5 protein-coding genes are annotated in these 11,378 nt (G+C 60.8%); all 5 read right to left on the bottom strand.

Annotated features, from left to right (window positions below):
• Window positions 1-3: 3 nt before the first annotated feature.
• The gene (locus tag LVD08_RS09215; protein ID WP_247267972.1) at window positions 4-1,272 is read right to left on the bottom strand and encodes a diguanylate cyclase domain-containing protein; all 1,269 of its coding nucleotides are present in this window, start codon (window positions 1,270-1,272) and stop codon (window positions 4-6) included.
• Window positions 1,269-1,844: a YfiR family protein gene (locus LVD08_RS09220; protein ID WP_027614152.1), complete on the bottom strand. Its 576-nt coding sequence runs from the start codon at window positions 1,842-1,844 to the stop codon at window positions 1,269-1,271. The genes LVD08_RS09215 and LVD08_RS09220 overlap by 4 nt, the downstream gene beginning before the upstream one ends.
• A gap of 120 nt (window positions 1,845-1,964) precedes the next feature.
• Window positions 1,965-4,064, bottom strand: a complete 2,100-nt coding sequence (gene recD / locus LVD08_RS09225; protein WP_247267973.1) for an exodeoxyribonuclease V subunit alpha — start codon at window positions 4,062-4,064, stop codon at window positions 1,965-1,967.
• The gene (gene recB, locus LVD08_RS09230) at window positions 4,061-7,750 is read right to left on the bottom strand and encodes an exodeoxyribonuclease V subunit beta (RefSeq protein WP_247267974.1); all 3,690 of its coding nucleotides are present in this window, start codon (window positions 7,748-7,750) and stop codon (window positions 4,061-4,063) included. Before recB ends, recD begins: the two co-directional genes overlap by 4 nt.
• The gene (gene recC / locus LVD08_RS09235; RefSeq protein WP_247267980.1) at window positions 7,747-11,199 is read right to left on the bottom strand and encodes an exodeoxyribonuclease V subunit gamma; all 3,453 of its coding nucleotides are present in this window, start codon (window positions 11,197-11,199) and stop codon (window positions 7,747-7,749) included. The genes recB and recC overlap by 4 nt, the downstream gene beginning before the upstream one ends.
• Window positions 11,200-11,378: the final 179 nt, after the last annotated feature.

Genomic DNA, 11,378 nt, shown 5'->3' on the forward strand with positions numbered 1-11,378 from the left:
GAATCAGCTCCTGGTTTGCAGATTGACGACCGGGCTCTCCGACCCGGCAGTGAATTGAGCGCCACGCGACAGGCGCTTGGCCTGATACATCGCGGCGTCGGCGGCGTTGAGCAAGGCCCCTGGCGTGGCGCCATGATCGGGGAAAACCGCAATGCCGATACTGAGCGACGTCACCACACTGGTGTCGCCCGGCAGCGCGATGGGCATGTCCATGCTGGCGAGAATCTTGTCAGCAATGCGCTCGGCGTCCTCGATCTTGTGCAGCGGCGCGAGCAGTACGGCGAACTCGTCGCCGCCGAGCCGCGCCACCAGATCCTCTTCACGCAGTTGCGCGCGGATCCGATTGGCGACCGCCACCAGCACCGCGTCGCCAGCGGCGTGACCGAAGTTGTCATTGATGCCTTTGAAGCGATCGCTGTCGAGAAACATCACCGCCACCCGCTCATTGAGCTTGCCGGCGTTGCGCAAGGCGCGAATCAATCGCCCCTCGAAAAACGCCCGGTTGGGCAAACCGGTGAGGCTGTCGTGGCTGGCCTGATGGGCGAGGGTTTCGTTCTCGCTTTGCAGATGGGTCTGCCAGGATTCGAGTTCATCGAGCAGGGCATTGAAGTCGTTGCCGAGGTTGTCGAGCTCGGCGATCTGCGCCGGCGGTACCCGGCGATCCAGTGCTCGCTCGCTGCGGGCAGCGTGGGCCACCGCCGCGAGGCTGCGAAGCGGGCCGGTAATGCTGCGCAGCTGTCGGCGCGCCAGATACAGCGCGACCCAGGCACTGATTGCGGTGCAGAGAATGATCCCCGCCAGACCGCTGAGCAAGAAGCGCATCAGGCTACCGCCGTGACCGACCAGCAGAATACGCCCGATTTCACGGTCCTGATGCACGATCGGCAGGCTGATCGGCTTTTCCAGAATGGTCCGGGCAGCCTGCATTTCCAGTTGGGAAAACAGACCGTTTTCGGGCCGCTGCCAACGCGCCAGCAACTGCCCCTGTGTGTCGAACACCTGGGCATCCGCCACCTCTTCGGTGGACGCGATCAAGGCCAGCGCTTCGGTGGCGGCGTCCTTATCGTTGAACACCACCGCCGCTTCCACGGTGTAGCTGATCGAACGTGCAATCAGATGCAGGTTGTGATCGGCGTACACCCGCAGCGCGAGAACGCCCAGCAGGGTCAGCGACACGCTGGCCATCGTCACGGCCACCAGCGCGACAATCAAATGGCCGCGGCCGATGACCGAGCCCAGTGTCGGGCGGCTCCTGGAACGAAACAGCTTCATGGTGCCGCCGGTTTGCGGCGCGACAACTGCAGTACGCTCGGGTGGATGCGTACACCGCTGCGGGCGACGGAGTCGAGATTGACCTCGAAGGAAACCTGCTGATCGCCGACCCGCAGGCAGAACAGGCTGCCGACCGTGCACTGATCGCCACCTTCGCTGATGCTCAGCACCGGATGGCCGATCAATGAGGTGAACAGCCGACTGCGTTCATCTGCGGTGAGTTTACCGATGTACACCGCATCGCATTCGCTGACGATCGCCGGGTTGTCGGCCAGCAGCCGGCGCACAGCGACCGGACGACCGGTGGCTTGCGTGGTGCCTTTGACCAGGTCATCGGTGTATTCGGTGGGGCCGACGATGCACAGGCGCAATTGCGCGGGTTCCACCGGCCAGCGCGCGTAACTGAGGATGCCCAGCACAACCTGCGTCACCGACTGGGCGCGCTGCTCGGCCATGCCCACCGGCGTCTGTGCCTGCGCCATGGCGGCGCCGGTCAGCAAACAGAGCAGACCGACAAGCAATGCGTGCTTGCAGCGAACCACGCGCTCTGTCGCCCAGACAGCCACCTTCATGCAGGGATTCTCTTGGATCGTACCGAAATGATGCCGCAACGATAGCACAGCGCAGTAACACCAGCGAGACAGCAGCTGCTGACCAGATGGTCAATAATCGGCACCGAACATCAGGTTATTTCATTCCCGAACCTCGCCACCTTCTTCCAGTTCCAGCATCAATCCGCTCAGGCGCTTGACCTTGCGCTGCACCGCCTCTTCAAACACGCCGGCCCGGGTCTCGATCAAAGTGAACCAGTGTTTGGCCCGGGTAATACCGGTATAGATCAATTCCTTGGTCAACACCGGATTCAAGGCGTCCGGCAGGATCAGCGCGGTGTGGGCGAACTCGGAGCCCTGGGATTTGTGCACCGTCATCGCGTACACCGTTTCCACATCGTTGAGCCGGCTCGGCAGTACGAAACGCACACCGCCCTGCCCGTCGTTACGCGGAAAGGCCACGCGCAGCACCGGTTTGCCGGCGTCCGGGCCTTCGCGCTCGGGCAACTTGAGGGCAATGCCAATATCGCCATTCATCAGACCCAGACCGTAATCGTTGCGCGTCATCAGCACCGGCCGGCCTTCGTACCATTGCTGGTCATGCTCGATCAGGCGTGCCTTGACCAGCGTTTCGGTGATCCGCAGATTCAACCCTTCAACGCCCCAAGGCCCCTTGCGCACGGCACACAACAACTGGAAGGTGTCGAACGCCTGCAGCACCTCCCGCGCCCAGTTGATCCAGTCCGGATGCCCCAGTGGTCTGTCCGCTGGCGGGCGTTGTTGGCGCAGGATATTCAGATAGTGGCGATAACCCTTTGGACCTTCCCCATGACCGTCGAGCAGCAGCCGCTCGAACGTGTGATCGTGTTCGCCCTTGAGCGGCAGGGAAAACACGTCATCATAGTGACCGGCCGCCAGCAACTGGCGCGCCTCCTCCGGCAACTGCTGATTGACCCGCCGCGCCAGCTGACCGATGCCGCTGCCTTCACCGAAGCGTCGGGAATGGCGCAGCATCACCAGTTGCTGCGCCAGCGGATGCGAGCCGTCGCGGTCCTCGTGCAAGCCACTGTCCTGCAAGGACTCTCCACTGACCGACTCCAGCCACCGCCGGGTCTGCGGGTTGTACCAGCCTGCCTCGGCATCGCGGCACAGATCGCCGAGCACCGCCCCGGCCTCTACGGAGGCGAGTTGATCCTTGTCACCGAGCAACACCAGACGCGCATGCGCCGGCAACGCATCGAGCAGGTTAGCCATCATTTCCAGGTCGATCATGGAAGCTTCATCGACCACCAGCACATCCAGCGGCAAGCGGTTGCCGGCATGGTGGCGGAAGTGTCGGGTGCCGGGCCGGCTGCCCAACAAACGATGGACAGTGGTCACGTCGCAGGGGATCTTCTCGCGCACGTCTTCGGTGACTTGCAGCGACTGCACTTGCTGGCTGATGGACTCGGTCAACCGCGCAGCAGCCTTGCCGGTGGGCGCCGCCAGACGAATGCGCAACGGCTGACCGGCTTCCACCGCCGGCGCCTGAAGCAGCGCGAGCAGACGCACCACCGTGGTGGTTTTGCCAGTTCCCGGGCCGCCTGTGATGATGCTGAAAGCTCCCCGAGTGGCAAGCGCGCAGGCGAGTTTCTGCCAGTCGATCACTGCTCCGGGCCTGGCGGGGCCGAACAATTCATCGAGACGCTGGGGCAAGTCATCCGGCGGCGTTTCGCCTTGGGCCAGACGTGTGCGTAACGCCGCATCGATACGCCGCTCATAGGCCCAGTAGCGCCGCAGGTACAGACGCTTGCCGGACAGCACCAACGGTCGCTGATGCGCCGCTTCGCTATTGTCCGCAGCCAGTGCAACCAGAGCGCTGCTCGCCAGCACCTTGCACCAATGGGCGCCATCCAGCGTTTCAAGCAACTGCGACGGCAGGAGCAAGACATCACTTTGCTCATCGCCTTCAGGAGGTAAAGACAGGGCGAAATCCGGGGCCTTGAGGGTTTCGAACAAGTCGAGGCAGACATGTCCGTGACCCAGTTGATGGCTGGTCAGTGCGGCAGCGAGCAACACCAGTGGATCGGACCGGGGTGCGAGTTCGTTCAGAAAACCGATAAAGGCCTTGTCCAGCGAACGAAGCCAGCCTCGCTCGACCCAGCGATCAAGCAAGATCAGCAGATCCGAGGCACTGGTCAGTGGCGCCAGGCTTGACGGGTTGTCGATAGCCGATGACAGATCGGCGAAGGTACGGCTCATAGCAGGACTCCCTGTTCCCATGCGGGTTCGGCCTTGGGTTCCGGCTTGCCCTGGAAAAGGCGATCCAGGCGCTCGATCAGCTCACGTGGCGGCCGCGCAAAATACACGCCGCGACTGTCTGCCCGGGTCCCGCGCAGGAACACATACAACGCACCACCGACATGCCGATCGTAATCGTAGTCAGGCAACCGCGCCTTCAGTTGTCGATGCAACGCCAGCAGATACAACACGTATTGCAAGTCGTAGCGGTTGTCGAGGATCGAGCGCTCCATGGCTTGCTCGGTATAGGCTGCATCGTCGACACCCAGCCAGTTGGATTTGTAGTCGGCCACGTAGTAGCGCCCTTCATGTTCGAAGGTCAGGTCGATGAAGCCTTTGAACATGCCGTTGAGCTGTACTGGCTCGGCGGCCACTCGTGCCACACCGTTGTGGGTGTACTGGCGCACCCACTCATCGAGTTTGAGAACATCGACCTTGTGGCTGGCGAACCAGAACTCCATCTCGACGCGGTACTGTTTGAGTTGCTCGAGAACCACCGGAGGCTGTCCGCCACCTGCTGGTAGCGGCGACTTGAGCAAGTGTTGCAGCCAGTCACTCAGAGTGGTGATCCAGCCTTCCCAGCCGCGCAGGTTGCAGCGTCGGCCAATCACATCCTTGAGCGTTTCAAAAGGAACGGCAAAACCTTCGTCTCCGGCCCACTCGAGCAGACCATGAAGAAAGGTTCCTGGATTCGGACCGCGAGGAAAACGATGAATATCGGCGCCGCCGGCGACGATCTCGCGTGGCGCATCCGGGTCGAGACGCTCATCATCAAACAGCTTTTGCGCTTGTGGACTGTCCGGCGCCTCATCGCTGCCCACGCTCAATACGTCACTGATGCGCAAAGCACTGTAAGAGGCAATCCACCAGTTTTCGCTGGCCTTGCGCTTGGGCACCAATGTAGCGCTGAGGATCGCTTCGTTGCGCTCGGGCCGGTAGATCTCCTGAGTGGCTTGAGGCAACTCCCCCAAGCTGATGGCCGTGCAGTTCTGTTGCAAATCCTGCAGCCAGCGGCTCAGACCGGTTGACTCATCCAGCCTTGCGCCGCCACCCAGGAGATAGCCAAGCGCCGAAAGATGAAGCACCGAACCGTTGTTATTACCGCGTTTGAGGTCCGTGACACCCAGCCAGCAGGCATGTTGCGCGCGAGTCAGGGCGACGTAGAGCAGACGCAGGTCCTCGGCCAGACGCTCGTCATCCGCCAGGGCGATCAATTCGGCGGTCGGCTTCAGTGTCACCTGGGCTTTGCCGGAGGCATCGTGGTAATGCAGCGGCAAGCGACTGCCATCCACCGGTTTTGCCGAGCAGATGAACGGCAGGAACACCAGTGGATACTCAAGCCCTTTTGACTTGTGAATGGTCACGACCTTGACCAGTTGCTCGTCACTCTCCAGACGCAATATCTGCTCTTCGCCGGCCTGACCGGACAACGCCAGAAGCTCGGCCAGATGACGAATCAGCGCTTGCTCGCCATCAAGCTCAGCGGCAGCCTGCTGCATCAGTTCCGACAAGTGCAAAAGGTTGGTCAGTACCCGCTCGCCATCACTGCGCGCGATCAGAGTTTGCGGCAGGTGAAAGTCGTGCAGCAGGCGCCGTAACATCGGCAACACACCTTGTTTGCGCCACAGTTCGCGATAGCCACGAAACTGCATGACCCGGGCTTCCCAGACCAACTCGTCCTGATTCAAACGTTCCAGTTCAGCCAACGGCAGATTGAGGGTGATGCAAGCCAGCGCAGCCTTCAGAGAGCGCTCGACATCCGGCTCCGCGCAGGCCTTGAGCCAGGAGAGCAGGTCATGCGCTTCCTGGGCGGCGAACACCGAGTCCTTGTCCGACAGGTAAACGCTGCGCACGCCACGGGCCGCGAGTTCTGCGCGTACGGCTTGGGCCTCTTTGCCGTCGCGTACCAGAATCGCAATGTCAGAGGGTCGCAAGCCTCTGAAGTCTTCTCCGTCGCGGACAAATCCCGCCGCACCGGTTTGTCCGCCATTGAGCAACGCGGTGATTTCGCTGGCACAGGCCGCCGCCAATTGCTGGCGATAGACCGCGCCTGACAGCGGCTGATCCGTCGACAGGTGCCAGACATTCAGTGCCGCGACATCGTGCCCCGCAATCTGCAGCCGCTCTTTACGCCCCTGAGACTCAACAGGCTGGAACGGCACCGGGTTTTCCCCGGTTTTTTCCCGAAACAAAAACGCGCCGCGTCCCTGCTCGCGGGACTCGGCGCGTTCGAATACGTGATTGACCGCCTTGACCATGCCATGGCTGGAGCGGAAGTTGGTGCCCAGCGTATGCAGGCGGCCGGCAGTGGCCTGACGCGCACGCAGGTAGGTGTAGATATCGGCGCCACGGAACGCGTAGATCGCCTGCTTGGGATCACCGATCAGGAACAGACCGGTATCCGGACTGTTGTCCTCGATGCGGTAGATGCTCTCGAAAATCCGGTATTGCACCGGGTCGGTGTCCTGAAACTCATCGATCAGAGCAACCGGAAACTGCTCGCGGATCACCGCAGCAAGGCGCTCGCCGCTGTCGGATTGCAACGCCGCATCGAGGCGCAACAGCATGTCGTCGAAACCCATTTCCGCACGACGACGCTTCTCTTCCTCAAAACGCGCGCCCACCCATCTCGCCGCATGTTGCAGTACGGCGGCATCGGGGGTGGGAAGCGTGTCGAGGCTCGACTTGAGCCCCGGCATCGCGTCGAGACCCGGATGACTCGGTGCCTGGCCCTTCCAGGCTTCGGCCATTCCGTCAGGGGTCAATCGGGTGAAACCGGTGCCGATGTCCAGTTGCTCCATGGCCTCGTCTTCGGCCCACGCCTTGAGTTTCTCGAACCAGGGCTCGAAGTAGCGCGCCTGCATCTTGCGTCCATCGACGGCTTTGCTCGCAACGCCTTCGTGACAGATCACCAGCAGCTCATCGGCCCACTGACGCCACGGCATCTTCAGCTCGAGCAACGCGGCACGCCGTTCTTGCAGACACTCATTGATCAATTCTGCAGGGGCCTTGCCGTCATCACTGTCGCGCTCACTGCCAAACAGGCCGCGCACTCGAGGCAACAACGCTGCCGGCCCGCCCCAGTTAGCGCGAACCCAGTTCAGCGCGTCGCCCTGCATCGGGTAACAGAACAGTCGCCAGTAATCGCGCAGTACTTCACCGAGCAGATCGCTGTGATCGGTTTCCAGGGACTGGGTAAACAGGCTGCCGCTGTCGAACGCGTGTTCGCGCAGCATGCGCTGGCACCAACTGTGGATGGTGGAGACGGCCGCTTCATCCATCCATTGCGCGGCGATGTCCAGGCGATTGGCGCAACCGGGCCATTGTGCCGGGTCAAACTGCTCGCGCAGCTCGGCAATCAAGCCATCCGGCGCCGGGGTTTCTTCACGGAAAAACCGCGCAGCCTCGGCCAGCCGCGTACGGATTCTTTCACGCAGCTCCTTGGTGGCGGCATCGGTGAAGGTCACCACAAGAATCTGCGGGGGCAGCAATTCACGGCCGAAGCCGCTCGATTCGCCGCCGTGGCCAAGGATCAGCCGCAGATAGAGAGCAGAAATGGTAAAGGTCTTGCCGGTACCCGCACTGGCTTCGATGAGTTGACTGCCGTGCAGTGGGAAGGCCAGAGCCAGCGGTGTTTTGGTACTCATGCGCGTGCCCCTTCGCTGGCCAACGAGCGCCATGGCGCTTCAAACAGGGGGCGATACAACGCGTCGCACCAACCGGAGAATGTTTCGTCGGCACTCAATGCGTCAAAGTCAGCGAATTGGCGTGACAGCGCAGGGCTTTCACGGCGCTCACCTTCACTGGTCTGGCCGTCGCCTTCGTAGGCTTTTCTGGCAGCCGCCTCAGCCTTGAGCGGATCAGTCTGCGCAAGCCAGGCGAAGGCCGTCTTGACCGCGATCGGCAACGGCTGGCGCATGCCGGCTTGCCAGGCGAGCAGCAGATCACCCAGAAAACGAACCGCTCGGTCCTTCTCCGTCGGCTCAAGCAGCAGCGTATCGTCACTCGCCACCAGTGCCGTGGTCAGGATAAGTCCGCTGGCGCAGGCCACCAGGTGATTGACCCACGGCTTGATCAACCGATGCCATTTTCTACTTTTGATCGAGCCGATGCTGTTGGGAATGGTCGTGACCGACAACACGCCACCGTCAGCGCGTTGATGCAAACCGGCGAGCCAGCCTTCAACACGCACGCCCTGCAACTCAAGACTGACCGGGAGCGCGCTGGTCAATGGTGTCGGCCATAACGCCAAAAGGTGTTGGTAACGTTGCAGCAAGTCAGGTAACGGCTCGATCAACTCTCGTTGCAGGCATTCGCCGAAGCCGGCCATGGGCAGCAATCCGCTGTTTTGCAAACGCCGCGCCTGATCTTCGAGTGCCCGATTGATATTGTCCGGTTGCCGGAGTGCGGCTTCGAGCAGGCTGTCGCTCAATGTGTAGCGTTGCAATGCGTCCAGCACGAACGGTTCTTCGTCAGCCAGGGGCGCCTCGGCGGCCTCGAAGTACACTTTGAGGCGCTGCGTGAAAAAGTGCCGGACCGGGTTACGCAAGAAATCCTGCAGAAGAGCCAGACTCAGCGGCTCCTCCTGAACATGGGGCGCGAGTAGCTCCATCTCATGTTGTGGCGCATGTACCTGGTGCAAGACCTGCCATTCACGGGCATAACTGAATAGTTGATCGCCGTCATGGAAATAGCGCGAACTGAACGGTTGCAGGGGATGCTCCTCAGTCATGGAGGTCAACAGATCCTGATGCTCATCGAGCGACCGCCAGCCACTGGCGAGGTGATCGCGCAACTGGCCGATCAGAACTGAAGCAGGCCGTTCACTGTTGTCGCGAATGCTGCGTCCGACCCAACTGATGTAGAGCTGATCGCGCGCAGACAGGAGCGCCTCGAGCAACAGATAGCGATCGTCTTCACGCCGGGAACGGTCCCCTGGCCGGTAGTCACTGCCCATGAGGTCGAAATCCAGCGGGGGTTGCGCCCGGGGATAATCGCCATCGTTCATCCCCAGCAAACAGACAAGCTTGAACGGGATCGCCCGCATGGGCATCAGCGTGCAAAAGTTTACTGCGCCGGCGAGAAAACGCTGGGACAGACGCCCCTGATCCAGCCCCGCGAGCCAGGCTTCGCGAACCACCGTCAGCGGCAATTCATCGACCAACCCAACGGATTCACAGGTCTGCAGCCAGGTTTCGCGCAACTCCTCAAGTTGCGTGAGCAGATAATCGTCGTGCTCGTTACTGGCCTTGAAAAACAGCTGCATCAGGATTTGCAGGCGCTGGCCCCACACCTTGGGCTGAGCGACTTGAGTGAGTTCGTGATGGGCCAGTTCCAATGCATCGAGCAGGGCAACCAACGGACCGATCAACGCAGCATCCAGACCACCGATTTCATCGTAGGGTTCGATACCGGCACAGGCGCTGGAGCTGCCAACTGCGTACCCCAACAACATCCGCCGCAAACCGAAATGCCAGCTGTTCTGTTCAAGCTCATCCGGCAAGCCCAGGCCGGCACGTTGCCCGGCGTTCATTCCCCAGCGCACGCCTGCTCCTTCGATCCAGCGATGCAGAGTAGGCAAATCACGCTCTTGTACGCCAAATCGGGCGCGCAACGCAGGGACGTCGAGCAGATCGAGGATCTCGCTCACCGGGAAACGACTATCGGGCAGCTTCAACAGGTGCTCGACAGCAATCAGCAACGGATCGCGGCCCCGCTGGCCCTGGTCGGCCAAGGTAAATGGAATGAAGCGTGGATCATGTCGATCCAGTTGTCCGAACACCGCCCGGATATGCGGCGCATAGCTGTCGATGTCCGGCACCATCACAATTACATCTCGTGGGCGCAGATCTGGATTGGCGCTGAAGCGTGCGAGTAACTGGTCGTGAAGGATTTCCACTTCGCGCTGGGCACTGTGGGCTATGTGGAAGCGGATCGACCCATCCTGCGTCAAGTCAACGGCAGGCCAGCGCTCACGCGTTTCATTGAGTGGCCGCAACTCGAGGATGTCGTCCTGAAGTTGGTTGAGCATGTTATGTGGCTGATTTTCGCTGAACAGATCAATGCGCCCATCACGAAACGTCGCGCGATAGCTGTTGGGGTCATCGTAACTGTCGAGCAGGTTGATATAGTCGCGGCCTTGCTTGCCCCAGGCGGCGAGCAGCGGATGAGCATGTTGGTGCAACGTTTCAGGATCGAGTACGACCGGCATGCCGTTCTTGCGGCTCTGACGCTTGTATTGATGACGCAGCAGATCCTTGTCGGCGACGATATCGGCCCAGTGGTGTCGGCAAGGGTTGTGTACACACAACAGCACCTGACTGAAACGTGCGAGTCCGGCCAACGCTTCAAGCACCTGGGCGGGCAACGAGGATATACCGAACACGATCACCCGCGAGGGTAGTCCTGCTGGTGCATGTTCGAGGGAATTTATGCACTCGATAAATCGTTGATGAACACCGGCGCGGCTCTGGGCCATGCCTTGCTCACCGACATCTTCCAAAAGAGCACGCCACAATTCAGCCTGCCAGCAACTGACTGGAGCCAGTGGCTTTATCTCGCCTCGAACATTACGTAACTGATGCCGGCCCTCGGCCCAATCTTCGAGCCAGTCGGCCCGATACACCTGATATTGGTCAAACAGGTCTGCCAGGCGCTCGGACAACTGGTAGCGCTTGCGCAAGTCGGTGTCATGGGTGAGGAAGCGTTGTAGCGGTTCGAAATGGGGGCGATCAATCACTTGCGGCAACAGGCGCATCAGCCGCCAGGTCAGGGGAGCTTTGTCGAGCAGGGATGTTGCGGGGATTTCATCTCGGCCCAACACCATACGGTAGAGCTGCCACATGAAACTGCCTGGAAGCTGCACATCGATGGCAGCGGCTATTCCGCAACCACCGAGATCGTCCTCTTCAGGATCTTCTGCCAATGCCAGCTTGAGCCATTGGGCGATACCGTTGCTTTGGACCAGAGCGATTTCATTCTCCAAGGGAGCCAATGGGTAGCGCCGCATGATGCTGACCACCAGGCTGCGCAGCTCGTCCAGGCTATTGCTCTGGACCACCATGAATGCAGCGTTGAGGGACGAGGCGTCCGGCATAAAAGCTTCCTTGGAAAAGTACAAAAGCCAAGGCAGAACCTTAGCACTGTCGGCAGGCTGTGACAGCCGGAAGGGCCTACCGCATGCTGTAGGAACTTTCCTGCAGGCAAAACAAAACCCCAACTGCTTTCGCAATTGGGGTTTCGGAATTTAATCTTGACGATGACCTACTCTCACAT

Origin of the sequence: Pseudomonas sp. YL2, from assembly GCF_023063025.1 — a bacterium.
In the GTDB taxonomy this organism is placed as follows: Bacteria; Pseudomonadota; Gammaproteobacteria; order Pseudomonadales; family Pseudomonadaceae; genus Aquipseudomonas; species Aquipseudomonas putida_A.

Bases quoted from the DNA above. Each gene is read 5' to 3' on its own strand.
- LVD08_RS09215 (WP_247267972.1), bottom strand. From the start codon at position 1,272: ATGAAGCTGTTTCGTTCCAGGAGCCGCCCGACACTGGGCTCGGTCATC.
- LVD08_RS09220 (WP_027614152.1), bottom strand. From the start codon at position 1,844: ATGAAGGTGGCTGTCTGGGCGACAGAGCGCGTGGTTCGCTGCAAGCAC.
- recD (WP_247267973.1), bottom strand. From the start codon at position 4,064: ATGAGCCGTACCTTCGCCGATCTGTCATCGGCTATCGACAACCCGTCA.
- recB (WP_247267974.1), bottom strand. From the start codon at position 7,750: ATGAGTACCAAAACACCGCTGGCTCTGGCCTTCCCACTGCACGGCAGT.
- recC (WP_247267980.1), bottom strand. From the start codon at position 11,199: ATGCCGGACGCCTCGTCCCTCAACGCTGCATTCATGGTGGTCCAGAGC.